This is a genomic window from [Clostridium] citroniae WAL-17108 (assembly GCF_000233455.1).
GTDB lineage: Bacteria > Bacillota > Clostridia > Lachnospirales > Lachnospiraceae > Enterocloster > Enterocloster citroniae.
Map to the genome: position 1 here is coordinate 25,993 of NZ_JH376427.1, position 16,859 is coordinate 42,851.

Annotated in this window: 14 protein-coding genes, 1 tRNA gene and 1 pseudogene; 2 read left to right on the top strand and 14 right to left on the bottom strand. The window is 51.9% G+C overall.

Features of this window, described 5'->3' with window-relative positions:
- Nucleotides 1–43: 43 nt before the first annotated feature.
- The 5 genes from HMPREF9469_RS21940 to HMPREF9469_RS21960 form a co-directional block, all read right to left on the bottom strand.
- Nucleotides 44–1,357: an amidohydrolase family protein gene (locus tag HMPREF9469_RS21940; protein ID WP_007866974.1), complete on the bottom strand. Its 1,314-nt coding sequence runs from the start codon at nucleotides 1,355–1,357 to the stop codon at nucleotides 44–46.
- Nucleotides 1,357–2,715 carry an amino acid permease gene (locus HMPREF9469_RS21945; RefSeq protein WP_007866975.1) on the bottom strand — a complete coding sequence of 453 codons (1,359 nt, stop codon included), beginning with the start codon at nucleotides 2,713–2,715 and terminating at the stop codon, nucleotides 1,357–1,359. The genes HMPREF9469_RS21940 and HMPREF9469_RS21945 overlap by 1 nt, the downstream gene beginning before the upstream one ends.
- A gap of 162 nt (nucleotides 2,716–2,877) precedes the next feature.
- Nucleotides 2,878–4,263 (bottom strand): MerR family transcriptional regulator, encoded by a 1,386-nt coding sequence (locus HMPREF9469_RS21950; protein WP_007866976.1) that lies wholly within the window; start codon nucleotides 4,261–4,263, stop codon nucleotides 2,878–2,880.
- Nucleotides 4,209–4,559 (bottom strand): MerR family transcriptional regulator, encoded by a 351-nt coding sequence (locus HMPREF9469_RS21955; RefSeq protein WP_007866977.1) that lies wholly within the window; start codon nucleotides 4,557–4,559, stop codon nucleotides 4,209–4,211. Before HMPREF9469_RS21955 ends, HMPREF9469_RS21950 begins: the two co-directional genes overlap by 55 nt.
- Before the next feature lie 198 nt (nucleotides 4,560–4,757).
- The gene (locus HMPREF9469_RS21960; RefSeq protein ID WP_007866979.1) at nucleotides 4,758–6,452 is read right to left on the bottom strand and encodes a glutamine--tRNA ligase/YqeY domain fusion protein; all 1,695 of its coding nucleotides are present in this window, start codon (nucleotides 6,450–6,452) and stop codon (nucleotides 4,758–4,760) included.
- Between the two features lie 171 nt (nucleotides 6,453–6,623).
- Here HMPREF9469_RS21960 and HMPREF9469_RS21965 point away from each other — a divergent pair, with 171 nt between their 5' ends.
- Both HMPREF9469_RS21965 and HMPREF9469_RS21970 read left to right on the top strand, forming a co-directional pair.
- Entirely contained in the window at nucleotides 6,624–7,331 is a 708-nt protein-coding gene (locus HMPREF9469_RS21965; protein WP_007866980.1) for an AzlC family ABC transporter permease, read from the top strand.
- Nucleotides 7,328–7,666 (top strand): branched-chain amino acid transporter permease, encoded by a 339-nt coding sequence (locus HMPREF9469_RS21970; protein ID WP_007866984.1) that lies wholly within the window; start codon nucleotides 7,328–7,330, stop codon nucleotides 7,664–7,666. The genes HMPREF9469_RS21965 and HMPREF9469_RS21970 overlap by 4 nt, the downstream gene beginning before the upstream one ends.
- 92 nt (nucleotides 7,667–7,758) lie before the next feature.
- Here the strand turns inward: HMPREF9469_RS21970 and HMPREF9469_RS33875 are convergent.
- From HMPREF9469_RS33875 to HMPREF9469_RS22015, 9 genes and pseudogenes are all read right to left on the bottom strand, one after another.
- Nucleotides 7,759–10,294: pseudogene (locus HMPREF9469_RS33875) on the bottom strand (histidine kinase N-terminal 7TM domain-containing diguanylate cyclase/phosphohydrolase).
- 4 nt (nucleotides 10,295–10,298) lie between these two features.
- Nucleotides 10,299–11,933, bottom strand: coding sequence for a GH3 family acyl-acid amido synthetase (locus HMPREF9469_RS21980; protein ID WP_007866993.1), 1,635 nt, complete (start codon nucleotides 11,931–11,933; stop codon nucleotides 10,299–10,301).
- Nucleotides 11,934–11,939: 6 nt separating this feature from the next.
- Complete coding sequence (locus HMPREF9469_RS21985) at nucleotides 11,940–12,482, bottom strand: hypothetical protein (RefSeq protein ID WP_007866996.1); 543 nt, start codon at nucleotides 12,480–12,482, stop codon at nucleotides 11,940–11,942.
- Nucleotides 12,483–12,851: 369 nt separating this feature from the next.
- A tRNA-Thr gene (locus HMPREF9469_RS21990) sits at nucleotides 12,852–12,924 on the bottom strand.
- A 206-nt stretch (nucleotides 12,925–13,130) separates the two neighbouring features.
- A complete protein-coding gene (locus HMPREF9469_RS21995; RefSeq protein ID WP_007866999.1) occupies nucleotides 13,131–14,078 on the bottom strand; it encodes an L-lactate dehydrogenase in 948 nt (315 codons plus the stop codon).
- 88 nt (nucleotides 14,079–14,166) lie between these two features.
- Entirely contained in the window at nucleotides 14,167–15,228 is a 1,062-nt protein-coding gene (locus HMPREF9469_RS22000) for a type IV pilus twitching motility protein PilT (protein ID WP_007867002.1), read from the bottom strand.
- A 101-nt stretch (nucleotides 15,229–15,329) separates the two neighbouring features.
- The gene (locus tag HMPREF9469_RS22005; RefSeq protein WP_007867016.1) at nucleotides 15,330–15,812 is read right to left on the bottom strand and encodes a hypothetical protein; all 483 of its coding nucleotides are present in this window, start codon (nucleotides 15,810–15,812) and stop codon (nucleotides 15,330–15,332) included.
- A gap of 41 nt (nucleotides 15,813–15,853) precedes the next feature.
- Nucleotides 15,854–16,369, bottom strand: a complete 516-nt coding sequence (locus HMPREF9469_RS22010) for a type II secretion system protein (RefSeq protein WP_007867018.1) — start codon at nucleotides 16,367–16,369, stop codon at nucleotides 15,854–15,856.
- Nucleotides 16,362–16,856, bottom strand: coding sequence for a DUF4860 domain-containing protein (locus HMPREF9469_RS22015; RefSeq protein ID WP_007867021.1), 495 nt, complete (start codon nucleotides 16,854–16,856; stop codon nucleotides 16,362–16,364). The genes HMPREF9469_RS22010 and HMPREF9469_RS22015 overlap by 8 nt, the downstream gene beginning before the upstream one ends.
- Nucleotides 16,857–16,859: the final 3 nt, after the last annotated feature.

A 16,859-nucleotide genomic window follows, 5' to 3' on the forward strand; every position in this document is an offset into this window, starting at 1 on the left:
GATGCACTATTACAGCGGATCCATTTCCCAGTTACAGCGTTTTTCACTTGCCGGATCCGTATACCAGTCTCCCCTCAATATATTTTGCAACAATATTCCTGTCATCTCCGGCCTGGATCAGCCGTTCGATCCGCTCACAGGTGGAACGCCGGCTCAGATCCGCAATGGACGTATCATCCAGTACCACTGCGTCAAACAGGTACCCCGGTTCAAAACTGCCTGCTTTGCCCCAGAAGCTTCCTCCCCCTTTGGTTGCCAGGTAAAATGCTTCCGACCAGGACAATCCTCCCATGACCGCGTCAGGGTCGTCCCCCTGCTCTGTCTGGGCCCATCTGACCCTGGATGCCAGGATGGCATGTTTTACCACCTGGAACATTTCCAGACGCCCCACACCCGCCATGTCTGAGCCCAGGCCCACGGCAATGCCGGAATCCAGATATTCCCTCACAGGCGCAATGTTGGCGGCAAACATGTTGCACTCCGGACAATGGGCAACCATCACCTTCCGCTCCCTCATCAGCTCCATCTCTGCTTCATTTGGAAAGACACAGTGGGCCATCACGGCCGGGACTGCAGACCCCATGAGGCCGTATCTGTCATAGGCCTCCCCATAACATGTCAGCCCCGGCTCCAGTTCATTCACCCACTTGATCTCATCCAGACCCTCGGACAGGTGGGACTGCACAGGCACATTGTATTTTTCCGCCAATGCTCCCAACCCCTCCAGCAGCTGGTTCGTGCAGGTGGGAACATACCGGGGGGTGATCACAGGCTTTACCGGGCCGTACAGGCCCCTGCAGTCACGCAGCCACTCTTCTGTCTCGCGCAGGCTTTCCTCTGTGGTCTCCACCAGACCCTCCATGGAATTGCGGTCCATATTGACCTTCCCCACATAGGCTGCAAACCCCTTTTTATACAGTATTGACATGAGCAGTTCGGTGGCGGGCCGGTGGATGGTGGCAAACATCACCGCCCTGGTGGTGGTGGTCTTCATCAGATCATGGGTAAAACGTTCATATGCCCTGGCCGCATATTCCAGATCCCTGTAATGGCTTTCCTCGGGAAACGCATAGATATCAAACCAGGTTCCCCAGCCATCGGCTTCAATGTTGCGGCCCAGGCCCCGAAATCCGTACTGGGGAGCATGAAGGTGCAGGTCACACAGTCCGGGAATGATCACATGGCTGCCGTAATCCATCACCTGGATATCCTTATAGTTTGCCGGCAGCTCTCTGTATACCCCGGCCGAAACTCCATTTTCACACACAACATATGCATTGTCATGGCAGATAAAACGCTCTTTTTCCTCCGTATACACAACTGCGCCCTTCAGGGCAAATACACGGTTTTCCATCATCAGGCCCTACCTTCCTTTCTGTTTTTGCTCTCCCAGAAATAATAGGCGGGAAGCCCGGTAGCCACCACTACAAAGGCACTGAACAGGCTCTTGTAGGGCGCCCACAAAAAGGTAGACACAAGGAGGACCACATTGGCTCCCACGGACAGGATGGTCATAAGCAGCCAGGCCGGGCATTTCCAGGAAGGATTATAATCCGCTTTCTTATGCAGCTTAAACATGGTTGCAAAGGAAAGGGCATTTTTACACAGGGCCACGAAGGAAAAGAATCCTAACAAGGCTCCGATATCCGCTGCAAATACCAGGACAATGGAAACAGCGCAGGAATACATGATGGAGTTGGCCGGTGTCTCCCACTTGGGATGGATCTCAGCAAATTTCCGGAAAAACAGGCCATCCTTTGCCATTGCATACTCGATCCTCGGCTGGCACATGATGGTCCCGTGGAGAGATGCGATAATGACGATAATGGCGATAAATGCAGTCATAACGCCTGCTGCCGAACCGATCACCGGAATCTGCGCAGCCGCCTCAGCCACCGGTGCGGAGGATGCGGTTAAAAGATTCATGGGCAGAAGGCCGGTGACAGCTGCTGCCAGACTGGTGTAAATGGCAATGATGACAAAAACCGTAATGATCAGGGCTTTTGGAATGGTCTTTTCCGGATCCTTCACCTCCCCTGCCATGGAACAGGCCGTGGCCATCCCCGCATAGGACCATGTGGTGGCGGAAACGCCTGCCAGAAGCGCCTTAAACCCGGTGGATGCCCCTGCCATGGCCGGTGCGCTTATCATGGTCTTGTCCGCATAAAACAGTCCCACGCCAATGAGAAGCGCAAAGAGAAGCATTTTAAAACTGGTCATAAAGGTGAGGAACTTGCCGCCCACCTCCACGGAACGCATGTTGATGATCATGAATGTCACGATCAGAGCAGTGGCCAGCAGCTTGATGCCGATCCCGGCAATCCCGGGAATAAAAAATGCTATGTAGTCCGCCAAAGCCAGGGCCATGATGGAATAGGACGGCGGATCCCCGCCCCAGAACGTGGTCCAGCCGCATAGGAATGCTAGCGGCCTGCTTCCCGCCTCCCTGAACCAGACATAGAACCCTCCGTCATCCGGACATGCGGCTGTAATCTCCGCAGCCACCATGTTCTGAGGAATCATGATGATCCCGCCCACTATAAATGCCAGGATCGTGATCGCCGCACATCCTGAGGCAGCGGCCACCTCCCCCACCGATGAAAATATACCTGAACCGATCACGGTCCCAACCCCCAGGGATACCACGGCTCCCAGTCCCAGCTTGCGTTTCAGCTCCTGAGGCCGGTCAGCCCCCTGTCCCTTCCCCTTATCCATAAAAGGACCTCCTTATTATAAGTTTTCTACGTATATGGTTTGAATCCAGTCATGCGCGCTTTCTGTTTCTGTCCTAATTAAACACCATGACCTGCACATACTGTCAACCTATAATATAAAGTATTTTTTCTCAAAATCTAAAGTTGACTGTAAAACTCATATTTACCTGTATTCGGCCAGAAAACAATACTCTCCCAAAAGGTCCCCCTCTTCGTAAGATTCAATGACGGAAAATGTCAGGGTATTTTCATCCTGCTCCTTCAGGGTCACCAGGCCGCAGGATTTAAGATCCTCCTTTAACGCCCGCAGAATAAACCTGTCCCTGTAGGAATCCGGAAACTTGCGCCTGTTATTGGCAAGAGTCCTGCTGCCTTTTTTGATATAGGTGAAGATCCCCACTGCCCGTGATCCTTTGTGGACATAGGGCGCCATGGCCCGCTCCAGGGAGGATATGTTAAATCCCTGGATGATCTCGGTGTGGAAATAATCCAGCACAATATCCACGGATCCCCCCTTCAGCGGATAGGCCAGTGTGTCTGTCACAAGATATAGGATCTGATAGCGCCGGTCCAGCGTCTCGATCCTGGCCTTGATATCCCGGATCACCGACAGATCGGAATCCGCGATAATATAAATTGCCTCCGGGTCCAGATACAGGATCCCGGTGCTCAAAAAGCAGATGGTATTTACAAAATTTTCCAATATCACTTTTCCCTTTAGAGGCTGGGACTGTATCTCCTTGAGGATCCAATAAAAATTCTTTTGAAGGCGGCTCACCCCGTCCGGCTTCAGGCGCCCGTAGGTCTCCCGGTTCCTGTCAATAGGCACGATCCTGGGACCTTTCTCCATCCCTCTCCCCTCATCCTTTCCCGTGTCCTTCTCCGTACTCTTCCCTGTTTTCTCCTCCGTACCCCTCCCCGCCTTCCCCTCTGCCTCCACCTCCATGTCTCCCCCAATATAGATCCCATCCCGGATCTCAGCTTCATATCCGCAGACACAGGATGCTTTTCCCTTTACGATCTCCAGATCCTCGATCCTGGTATCCTCATATACAAGGGATCCGCCGCAGCGGGGGCAGCACAGGATGGGCAGGATATTCAGATGGATCCCGGCCCGCCGGTGCTGCGGAGTCCTGTTTAATTCTTTTATCTGCTGCCTCAGTTCCCTGCAGGCAGTATCCAGCTTCTGTTCCTGTTCGCACACACGCCTGTGCACCTGCCTTAGCAGTTCCTTTTTAAGTCCCCATATTTCCCCTTCCGGTTTCTCCCCCCGTTCCCAGGAAAACCAATCCCCGATCTCCTTTAACAAAAACCCATCCTCCCTAAGCCCCAGGATGGTCTCCAGCTCCCTTTTACAGTCCTGGTCAAAGAATAGCTGTCCCTCCCTTTTTCCCGGGCGCAGCAGGCCCAGCTGGACATAATAGCGGACCGTCCTCACCGAAAGTCCGTATAATGTGGAAAATTCCTGTATCTTCATCCCCGTCCCCCCGTTATCTACGGCTCCAGATCTGCGATCCGCTTTTCCAGGCGCCTTTTCCTCTGTTCCCATTGTTCCCTCTCCTGCTCCAGTTCCCGCAGGCGCTCCTCCATATACAGGGCCAGCTGTCCGCTGTCCTCCGGGCTGGCGAAATTGGACAGCCTTCTAAGGGAAAGGATCTTGTGGATATCCTTTAAAGGGAACCCCACCGCCTTTGACTTTTCGATCAGCTTCATATCCGCCCGGCAGTCCTCGTTAAAACTGTATTGATGGTTCTTCACCTCGGGGACCAGCAGCCCCAGTTCCACATAGTACCGTATGGTGTGCTGAGGCACCTGGAATTCCCGCGAAAACTCACCTATCTTCATACATCGCACCTCCCCTGGATCAAATGGGCGCGAAGCACGTTCCCGTCCTTCGCCCATCCGCGCGTAACATTTATCTCTGTGGCATATCCCTGTGGCATTTGCCCCCGCCTGCCAAAAAGGAGCCGCATAAAATACGCGGCTCCTCTTAACATCTCTTATCTCATACGGTTCCCATGATACGGCCCGATAAAATCCCCTTTACTTAGGCAGTCTGAACGAACTCTTAAGGGATACGATCCGGTTGAACACAGGCTGCTCCGGAGTGCTGTCCTTGCAGTCCACACAGAAAAAGCCGTTGCGCACAAACTGATAGCTGTCATATGCCTTTCCCTCTGCCAGGGCAGGCTCCACAAAGCAGTTTTTCAACACAGTAAGGGAATTGGGATTTAAGTTCAGGCTTCCGTCCTCATTCATCTTGCCCTTTTCCTCATCCACAATATTCTCATAAAGGCGGCACTCCACCTGCCTTGCGGTGGGAACCGCAACCCAGTGGATGGTTCCCTTTACCTTTCGCCCTTCAAAGCCGGAGCCGCTCTTGGTCTCAGGATCATAGGTTCCATGGACAACGGTCACATTGCCGTTCTCATCCTTTTCACATCCGGTGCATGTCACAAAATATGCGCCCATAAGCCGCACCTCATTACCCGGGAACATACGGAAATATTTCTTGGGCGGCTCTTCCATGAAGTCCTCCCTCTCAATATAAAGCTCACGCCCAAAGGGCACCTTCCTGTCACCCAATTCCGGATTCTCCAGGTTATTGGGGACATCCAGCAGTTCTGTCTGGCCCTCGGGATAGTTGTCGATCACCAGCTTCACAGGATCCAGGATAGCCATCATACGCGGTCTTTTAAGCTTTAAGTCCTCGCGGATACAGTATTCCAGCATGGCGTAATCCACAGAACTGTTGGCCTTTGACACGCCTACCAGATCCACAAACATCTTGATTGCTTCCGGCGTGTAGCCCCTTCTGCGCAGGGCTGCTATGGATACAAGGCGCGGATCATCCCAGCCGTCCACAATACCGTCCTCCACCAGCTTCTTGATATACCGTTTGCCTGTCACCACGTTGGTCAGGTACAGCTTTGCAAATTCAATCTGGCGCGGAGGATTCTCAAACTCACATTCCCTCACCACCCAGTCATAAAGCGGTCTGTGATCCTCAAACTCCAGGGTGCAGATGGAGTGGGTGATCTTCTCAATGGCGTCCTCAATAGGGTGGGCAAAATCATACATGGGGTAAATGCACCACTTGTCCCCTGTGTTATGATGGGCCATATGGGCCACACGGTAAATGACAGGATCCCTCATGTTGATATTGGGAGAAGCCATGTCGATCTTGGCCCGAAGCACCTTTTCCCCGTCCCTGTACTTGCCGTCCTTCATATCCTCAAACAGCTTTAGGTTCTCCTCCGGCGTCCTGTTCCTGTATGGGCTCTCCTTGCCCGGAGTGGTAAAATCTCCGCGGTACTCCCTGATCTCCTCTGCGGTCAGGTCACAGACAAATGCCTTTCCCTTTTTGATCAGGAATACTGCGCACTGGTACATCTGCTCAAAATAATTGGATGCAAAAAACAGCCTGTCGTCAAAATCAGCGCCCAGCCACTTTACATCCGCCATAATGGACTCCACAAATTCCGTCTTCTCTTTTGTTGGGTTTGTATCATCAAAACGCAGGTTGAACTTTCCACCGTATTTCTGTGCCAGCCCGTAATTCAGCAATATGGACTTGGCATGTCCGATGTGTAAATAACCGTTGGGCTCAGGCGGGAAACGGGTCTGGACATGGTCATATACGCCCTCCGCCAGGTCCTTGTCAATCTCCTGTTCAATAAAGTTCTTGGAGACTACCTCCTTTTCCTCTGTTTCCATTACGGTGTCTTTCTCTGCCATAATTGTTCCTCCGTGGTTACTATTCTAATTGAGTATAATAAATAATCATAACACATTTCTTTTGTCTGTGAAAGGGCAAAATACATTTTCAGGTAGAAATCTTCCTGTCTGTCTGCTATACTATATTAATGTGCTAAATTGTATATAAATATTAAGGAGAATTGCCAAATCATGAAAAAAGCAGCTAAGTATGCATTGATAAAGACGGTCCCCATCTTTCTGGGATACATATTCCTTGGAATTGCCTTCGGACTCCTGCTTCAAAAATCAGGTTTGGGGGTGGGCTGGGCCTTTCTCATCAGCGCCCTGGTCTATGCCGGTTCCATGCAGTTTGCCCTGGTGGGTATCCTCACCGGCGGGCTGAGCTTTATCACCACAGCCGTCATGACCCTGTTCATCAACAGCCGCCATGCCTTCTACGGACTGACCTTTATCCAGCGGTTTAAGGAAATGAAACGCACCTATCCCTATATGGTATTTTCATTGACGGACGAGACCTACTCCCTTTTGTGCTCCATGGCCCGGCCATCGGATTTCACGGACAGGGAGTGGAAGGCGGCCACATTTTTCACCGCCCTGTTTGACCAGTGTTACTGGGTGGCAGGCTCTGTCATGGGCGCCCTGATGGGGGAGCTGATCCGGTTTGACACCACAGGGATCGACTTTGCTATGACAGCCCTGTTCGTGGTGATCTGTGTGGACCAGTGGAAGGCAGCCAGGACCCACATACCGGCCATAACAGGATTTATATGCGGCGCCCTGTTCCTGATGCTGATCCGCTCATCCAACTTTATCCTGCCGGCCCTGGCAGCCACAGTAGCCTTTCTGCTGTTCCTTCAAAAAGCAGTGGAAAAGAAAATGGAGGAAACCAACCCATGACAAACCTTTCAAACCCGGCCTATGTACTGTCCACCATACTGATCTGCGCCCTGTGCACCCAGGTCACGCGCTGGCTCCCCTTTCTGCTCTTTGGCGGCAAAAAGGAGGTGCCCAGGCTGATCCGCTACCTTGGGTGCGTGCTTCCGGCCGCCATCATGGCCGTGCTGGTGGTCTACTGCCTGAAGGGCATCACGCCCTTAACCTATCCGTACGGCCTGCCGGAACTGATCTCCGTGGCCGTGGTGGTGGTCCTCCACCTGTGGAAAAGAAATACGCTGGCAAGCATTGTCCTGGGCACGGTGTGCTACATGATATTGGTCCAAATGGTATTCTGAAAGCAGGCACTGTCCCAAATCAGGCTGTAGCCCCAATCAGCTGTATCTTCAAAACAGCCTGTACATCCCCCACCGGGCGTACAGGCTGTTTTTTATGTTTCTTCCTGGACTTCGTCCAGCACAGGTTTTATGACCCCTGTGCGGACCAGCTCCACAAATGTGGGAACCAGTTCCGGATCAAACTGGGTTCCGGCACCCTTTTCCAGTTCATTGATGGCAAAATCCACTGACATGCTGGACTTATAGCTTCTCTTTGACACCATGGCGTCAAAGGAATCCGCAATACACAGGATCCTGGCCGCAAGGGGAATGTCCCTGCCCGCAATGCGGCGGGGGTATCCCCTGCCGTCATAGCGCTCATGATGACCGATGACCGCAGGGATCACGTAATCCATGGAAGGAAGGTGGCGGATAATCTCCACCGATGCCTCCACGTGGCGTTTCATCACCTCGTACTCCTCATCTGTGAGTTTGCCGGTCTTATTCAGTATATTCTCAGGTATTCCTATCTTTCCTATATCGTGGAGCAGGGCGGACTCCTTGAGTATTTCCCTGTACTCCTCGCTGGTCCTCAGGGCCTCCCCCATGGATACCGCATAGTAAGCTACATTTTTGGAATGCTGGAACGTATAGTGGTCCTTTGCATCAATGGCAGCGGTAAGGGCATAGATGGTAGGCGCATATTCGGAATACATGCTCTTGTGCTTTTTGGCCAGCCCTTCATCCGTGTCCCGGATGCCGATGATGCCGTCCGAATAGACCCGGATCCCATTCTTCCCAGAGCGCTTAACATGATATACGGCACAGTCCGCATTGGATACCAGTTCCTGCAGACTGGCCGCCCCGTAAGGGATGGCGCAGATGCCGCAGCTGACAGTCAAAGGCTTGAGATACGTCTCCACGCAGTCCCGGTTCATGTTCTGGATCTGACGCGAAATATTCTCCGACAAATTCTGGGCCGAATAGATGTCATAGTCCGGCAGGATCACAGCAAACTCCTTGCCGCTGTAGCGGGCGCAGAAACCATTATCCCCCACCGTGCCCTGGATGATCCGAGCAATATGCACCAGGGCCCGGTCCCCCTCCTGGTTGCCGTAAAGCTGGTTGTACAGCTTAAAGTCATCCACATTAAAAATGGACAAAGCCAGGGAAGTCCGTCTGCATTTTTCAAATGTTTCTTCCAGCACCTCATAAAAATACTTTCTGTTTAAAAGGCCGGTCAGCTCATCCGTCCTGGCCTCCTCGTAGGCCTTTTCATACAGCCTGGAATTCTTTACTGCAATGGAGCTTACAGATTCAATGGAGTTGAGGAAAATGATATCCTCCTCCGTGTAGCCTGACCGCAGTTTGCTTCTTTTTGTCCTTGCCTCCAAGGAGCACCAGGCCTGCCAGGTCATCTCCGTCCTTCAGGGGAAGCAGGCACTCGATCTTCAGATTTTCCAGCTGACTTTTTTCTTCCTCCCACATGGACTTGTACTCCACTGTCCGCTTAAAGTCCCTGAGCAAAAGGCAGGTGTCATGGTTCTTCAGCCAGCCCACAAGGGGTGAGCTTCCGTTCAAAATAAAATTCTTATCATCCAGAGGGCTGCTGCTGAACACGGCCGGATAATTTCCCTGCCCGTCATTGATGCAGATATAGATCTTCTTTGCATGAAGGGTATCCGTGATCACGGACACCAGGCCCTGAAGTATCTCATTCAGCCTCAGGGACTGGGATACCAGGGAAGTGTATTCGCTCAGGCGCTCGGTCTGGCTCACCTCCTCTTTTATGAACAGCTTGTCAAAAAAGCCCTTGGCAACTGTATAGATCAGCATGGTGGCCAGCATGGTCAGGGTGGCCACGATCATAACACTGAAGGGCGCCAGCATGGGAACCGAGGTCCGTATCAGCTGCTCCAGTGTCTGGGCAATGTTATAAAACGCCAGGGCGCTGATGGCCATTGCAATGATGTAACAGTTTCCCCGTGAAAACAGCAGGGTCATCTTAAACACATGCCTGGAATACAGGGTGTAGAACATGACCCCCGCGTTCACCGCCCCTGCCAGGATATCGATGGGAAACCCGTTAAACACAGGCACTGCCATGTTGCCTGCAAAGAGCAGCAGGATGCCTGATAACAGGGGAACCACTTTAGAGCACACGCTCTTATTCTTCCTGCAGCTCCATATGATGACCGCTGAATGGATGACCACCAGAAAGCAGATGCCGTAGATTGCGACCACGCGCCAGGTCATGTGGTACACGAAAAACGCATTGCTGCCGATCCAGGTGATCTCCGGCGCTTCCAGCAAATGCCTTGTGGCCATGTTATAGATATTTACTGCCAATATCAAAAACAGCCACATACGGTGGGATGATCTGGGCGAATGGCCGCAGAAATCCCGTATAAAACAAAAGAACGTATAAGGTACCAGGGCAATTCCCAGCAGCGAAAGATGGAACCATACCTGGTAGGACGGCCATGCCGTAAGCCTCATAAGCAGAGAGCCGCCTGTCCACAAGATCATGCTTCCCAAAACAGCGATGAAATCCCTGACCAGCTTTGACTTTTTAGCTGACAGGAAGGCCAACATGAGAAACATGTAGAAATATAAGGCTGTGACGGAAATAAAAACATAACTTCTCATACACTCAATATCTCCTCTGCCTGTTTGTCGGCTCCTGCATCCTTACCATCTCCTGTACATCATGGATGGAAGGGTTAATATGTCTCAGCGTCTTTCCAGCCCTTTCCTTGTATGCCTTAAACGTGCCGCATCTGAGAACTGTGATCTCCAGCGGGTCCATACCCAGGATCCGTTTCAGGTCCTGGTAATCCTGGTCCACATATTTAAAATAAATGGTAAGATGCTCCTTTAACAATTCCCTGCTCACCGCACGGTTCACCACCGTGCCCGGCGCCAGCTCCACATACATGTGCAGATACGGCCTGCCCTTATCCGGCGTAAACTCCTTCAGGGCCACCCAGCCTGCCACCTCTAACCCTGAGAGCTCGATCACATTCTTGATGGAATTCTCCGATATCCGGGTAAATCCCGCGATATCGATGATGTCCGGAACCCTGTCTATGTATTCAAACCTGGGGATCCTGGTGTCGTCCTCCTTGCTGGCAAGACCCAGGCAGCGGTACATATCCCCCACCCGGTACCTGGCAAATGCCCCTCCCTTTAACACGGTCAGAACCAGCTCATATACCTCTCCCGGCACCACCTGGTCCATGCACACGGTCTTGGGGGCGTAGGAGGGATCCTCCATATTCCTGTACATCTCATCCTGAGGCATGAACTCATAAAAACATGCATCAGGGAAAAAGTACAGTCCATTGCGGTTCCATGTCTCTGTACCTACAAAGCTGGGCTCCGTTCCGGCAAATACCTCCACCGGACGCACGCCCCACAATTCCTCCAGATCATCCTTATAACAGCGGTTGTCGGTGCCCGCGCAAAGGAATCCCTTCAGCTTAAAAAGATCCTTTGGCATCAGCTGGCGGTTGTCCTTCTGGCACTGTTTTTTTGCCTTAAGGAACTTCACAGCCATGTTGGGTGGCATGGTAAACAGCTTCTTTAAGGAGGATCCCCCTTTCCTGCCGCCTTCGGACAGACTGGCGATGCTCATGCTCACATAATAAGCCACGCTTCCCATGCCGAAAAAGAAATCGATCCCCTTGCTGAGCCCCATTTTAAAGCCCTTTTTATTGCGCTCGGAAAACGTCATGTTCACCGCTTCATTCACAGGAGGCAGAAACTCCATGTGAAACTGGTCCTGCAGCCCCAGCGGGATCAGCCCGGTGATATACGGAAGGGGCGCCAGTCCATAGAGAAAGGTATCGCCGATACTGATGTCAAAGCTTCCCCTCCCCTTGCTGGTAGCCATCATAAGGCAGGTGATAATGTTATTCTTATAAGTCTCCAGCATGGCATTGGTGTAGGGAGCCACCTTAATAGGGTGTTTGCCCCCCTCCCAGGTGGTCTGAAGCCATATGATGGGCTTATCCGGAAGCATGTCCTCCTTTTTTAGAAGCAGTACATCCGCATAGTCTTCATAGGTGGTCAGGGGCACCATGGAACGGAATTCCTCCACATTAGAAGGAGTTCTGCCCTTTAATATCTTCTGCCCCAGGGGACTGCTGCTCCAGAGCCGGATCTGTTCTTCCAGCAGCCTTCGCTGTATCCTCATATAGGATTCCATATCCAGATCCAGGAAACCGCAGTATTCCTGCCAGATCCGGTCGTACTCCTGGTTAGCCAGCTTTTCCTCAAATGTCATTGATCCTCACCGCCTTTTACTGTTTTGTATGAAATTCGGTATCAAAAATGGCACGGTTCTCTTATAATCCTCGTAATCAGAAAACTCCGCCGCAAAGATGCAGCGGTCCTGGTACCAGGCATACAGCAGGTTGAGAAAGGACAGGACCAGGCAGAGTATCACCCGTTCCCCAAGGGAAGTGGACATGCCCAGACAGAAAAAGCATCCGAAAAACCACCAGATACCCGGATGGCGGCACCAGCCGTACATCCCGCTCCTGCACACCGTGTGCAGGTCCGCCTCCTTGCAGTAAGTACTGTCAAAGGGGAGGGCAAAATACAGTGTATAAATGAGAAGGGCCAGGAAAACAGCCGCTCCCGTAAGCCACAAAAGCCATCCCCCAAACCTTACGGTCAGGGACAGCCGTACCAGACGGACAGCCACCACTGCCAGACACACATTCCCGGCTGCAAACAGGTGGGACATCCACTGCTTTTTAAGAAAGACCCTGTTCCAGTCATACAAAAAAAACATCCCAAAAGCCCCCAGGCCAAGTATCCAGTCAAGCATTCATTAGCCCCCCTGCCAAAAAGAAAAAACGGAAGTCAGCATATCTAAAAATATCTGACCCCCGTATGAAATCACTCACAAATTTACTCATGCAGTCTCCCCCATATATATGACAATAACTCACAATTAACGCATTACAAAAAGATTGTATTTTACGGACAATATCAATCTTATCACAAAGTGGCTAAAAACGGAAGGGATTTGCCCGGATATTATTTTTCTATTTATGATTAATTTGGGCTTATTTTGTAATTATTCAAAATTAATTGTAGAAACGGAACAATTACATGCCCCTCCGTTCTGAAGGCGGAACCTTTGGATGGCTTTTGGGCAACAAAAAAATCCCTTGAATAATCAAGGGATCCATTCAGCTGCTGACGGGAATCGGACCCGTGACCTCCGCACTACCAATGCGACGCTCTACCGACTGAGCCACAGCAGCAACTTTATTTGGTATCGCTCACGCGAACCTTGTATATATTATCATGAGCCCAGATATTTGTCAACAACTAATTTTACTTTTTTTATTTTCCCCTGTCAGACTCCTGTCAGGTAGAGAACACAAGTGATAATACAAGTGATCCGTATACAAAATTGAAGTGAAATGCCGGATGCCACAACAGTATTGGAACATCCGGCTTCTGCTGTCTAAAAAATACCTTCGTAGCTCTCCCTGAGTGTATCACAGGACCGGCCCAGCTTCTCAAGCTCCTCCTCTGTCAGCGACAGGGGCAGAACCCGCTGGATCCCGTTCTGGTTAATAATACACGGCACACCCACGTATACGTCCCTCTGGCCGTACTCTCCCCTGAGCATGGCCGATACGGTGAGCACACTGTGTTCATCGCCCAGAATGGCCTTCGTGATCCTTGTAAGGGCCATTCCGATGCCATAGTATGTTGCATTTTTGGCCTCAATGATCTTATAGGCGGCGGTGCGCACCTCCTCCTCGATCTCCTCAAACCTGGTGCGGCACAGTTCATCCCCGGATTCACTGCACAGTTCCAGGATGGGCTTGGTGGCCAAAAGCGCCTGGCTCCAGGGCACAAACTCGCTGTCCCCATGTTCACCCATCACATAGGCGTGGACGTTCCTTGGGTCAGCCTTCAGGTAATCCCCCAAAAGGTAGCGCAGCCTGGCTGTATCCAGGGCCGTGCCGCTGCCCAGCACACGCCTGGGATTAAACCCTGACAATGTACAGGTGATCCTTGTCATGATATCCACCGGGTTGGTGGCTACCAGGAAGATCCCATTAAATCCCGAGGAAGTCACCGGATCGATAATGGAGCGGAACACCTGGGCGTTGCGCTTTAAAAGATCCAGCCTTGTCTCCCCCTGCTTCTGGGCAACCCCTGCACAGATGACCACGATATCCGCGTCTGAACAGTCATTGTAATCACCTGCATATATGGTCATGCTGGCGTTGGCAAATGCCAGGCCGTGGTTTAGGTCCATGGCCTCTCCTTCCGCCCTCTTTCTGTTTACATCAATGAGCACCAGTTCGTCACACACCGACTGGTTCAGAAGGCTGTACGCATAACTCATACCAACCATTCCGGTTCCCACGATCACAACTTTTCTCTTATCCACCTTCATTGAGTTGCTCCTTTCCAGGACATTGACTGCCCTCTGACATAAGTATAGTATATCAGGAAAGACTCACGGTTATTCTATCCATATCCCTCTATCTTGCCAATTTCTTTTCCATCAGCTCACTGTTGCTGCTGTATGCAATGGTATTTTCACGTGAGATCCTGCCTTCGCGGTAAAGCCGGATCAGGCTGTTGTCCATGGATACCATGCCTTCCTCCTGGGATGTGGCGATCACTCCGTCAATCTGGTGGATCTTGGACTCACGGATCATGTTGCGGATGGCATTATTCAGGAACATGATTTCAAATGCAGGCTGCACGCCTCCGTCCACGGTGGGGATCAGCTGCTGGGAAATGACCCCGTCCAGCACCATGGCCAGCTGGGTCCGGATCTGCTGCTGCTGATTGGGAGGAAATGCATCAATGACCCTGTCAATGGTATTAGCCGCCCCCACGGTGTGCAGGGTGGACAGGATGAGATGTCCTGTCTCAGCCGCCGTCATGGCAATGCTGATGGTTTCATAATCCCTCATTTCACCCAGGAGGATCACATCCGGGGCCTGCCGCAGGGATGCCCTCAGGCCGGTGACATAGCTGTCCGTATCAGTCACGATCTCCCTCTGGGTCACAACACTCAGCTTATGCCTGTGAAGGTACTCAATGGGATCTTCCAGGGTGATGACATGGGCGTTCCTGGTACGGTTGATCTCATCTATGATGCAGGCCAGGGTGGTGCTTTTCCCGCTGCCCGCAGGACCTGTGACAAGCACCATGCCCTTGGTCAGCTTTGCCACGTCAATGATGCTCTTGGGCAGATGCAGCTGCCCCGCGTCCGGCAGTTCAAAACGTACCACACGGATGATCCCGGCCAGTGAACCTCTCTGCCTGAATACGCTGGCACGGAACCTGGATACGCCGGGGATGGCAAAGGAAAAATCATCATCCCCGTGGGACTGTACCTTTTCCATGTTCCTGTTCTTGGCCAGTCCATAGATCTGCCCGATCATCTCATTCATCTCATCCGGCATGATCCTGTCATCGCCCTGATAGATGATCCTGCCTCCTATCTTATAGGAAAAGGGCATGCCGGGAATCAGGAAAATATCGGCTGCATTCTTTTCCACTGCTGCTGTGAGTAATTCCATAACATTCATAACTTCTTGCTCCTTTATATCACGATACGTGTCCCCAGCCTGCAGGCGCACAGGATCCAATGTTCAAAAAAACAGCTTCCCCCGCCTCTTAAGGATCCCCCTCACCCCTGTGAGGACGAGGCTCCACCATCCCATACCGGCATGGAGTTGTCGATCTCGTACTCCTCACTGCTGTACACATACCAGGATTTTATCTCGTAACGTTTTTCCCCGCACATGAGCACCAGTTCAATGTGGAGGGACTGCCCCCTGTCCATGGGGATATCCGTGGTGATAAGGCCGGCTTCCCGGTCATAAAGCTCGCCTAACCGGTCCTTTATTTCCAGGCTGCACTGGGTGGAATCCCTCCCCTTCCCCATCTCTTCCATAAGGACCTGGTCCACCTCCTTCAGCCACTGCTGTCCCTTGTTATCCGCCTCATAATATCCGGTGACCGCTTCTGCATTGCGGCTGGCCAGCATTAGGTCCCCCTGGGCGCTGCTCAGGGAAAGCAGGCCAAAGGTGGCCATACACAGCACGATAAAAATAAGGATAAGGGAGGAGACACCGATATTAACTTTATTTCTGGAGTTCTGTCCTGCCATCTGTTTCCTCTTTCATGGATTTTATATTCCCAAACCATCTTCTACGGAGCCTCATAGTCTTCCGTCTGAAGGCGGTAAAGGACCTTCCCCTTATCGCCTCCGTTATCATAGCGCATCACCAGGATATCGGCCCGCCTCATGCTGTCCACCGTACCCTGGTAAATGATTCCCAGATATGGCGTATGGGATGACGGTTCAGTAACCTGCCACTCGCTGTCCCAATATATGGCATGCATCCCCTCGTATCCCGGGCCGGCCGTCAGTTCCTTAAGCCAGTCGGCCCGGGCCTGATCCTCGTTGTCGGCATTTACCAGATGCTCCCATATATTCCGGTCCGGCAGTGTCCCGCTCCACTGGGGTTCCTGTCCCGCCTTCAGCTCCTCTGCCAGGCTTTGGGCCATGAGGACCGCCTGATTGATATCCCTGGCATCCCTGCTGATGCGGTCTGATTTCACAAACACCATTACACAGATGCTGGCGCAGATAATAAAAAAACCCACCACCACCAGCATTTCCATCAAAAATGGCCCTGAACCGGACCCGCTCTTCCTATTCATCCGTCTCAAGTCCTCCGCTCCTGAGAGAAAGGCTGATGGCGCCTCCCCCTTCTCCCAGCGTCTCTATGTGCAGCAGCGGTCCGCTTTTTTTAAGTTCCAGCCCGCCGCACTCCAGTATCTCCAGTCCGTCCTCCAGCCCCAGCCCGCTCTGAGTATCTGTAAACAGCTCGCGGATAGTACCGTCCTTCCAGTAGATCCAGGTCACGTATTCAGATCCCCCGATCTCTTGCTTCATCTCAAGCACACCGGTCCCGTCCACGTCCACCACATCCACAAGGCCGGCCCGGTCGCCCTGGCGTACCTTATTGGCAATATAGCTGAGGGCTGTATTGCCCGTATAATTCAGATCACTGCGCACTGTAATGTTCTCATATACCCTGCTTCCGATCAGCACCGTAAAAAGGGCACTCAGAACAAATACCAGAAACAGCAGCATTGTAAAAAGCACACTCATGGTATGGCCCTTTTTCTCTGTTTTCTGAATCATTCT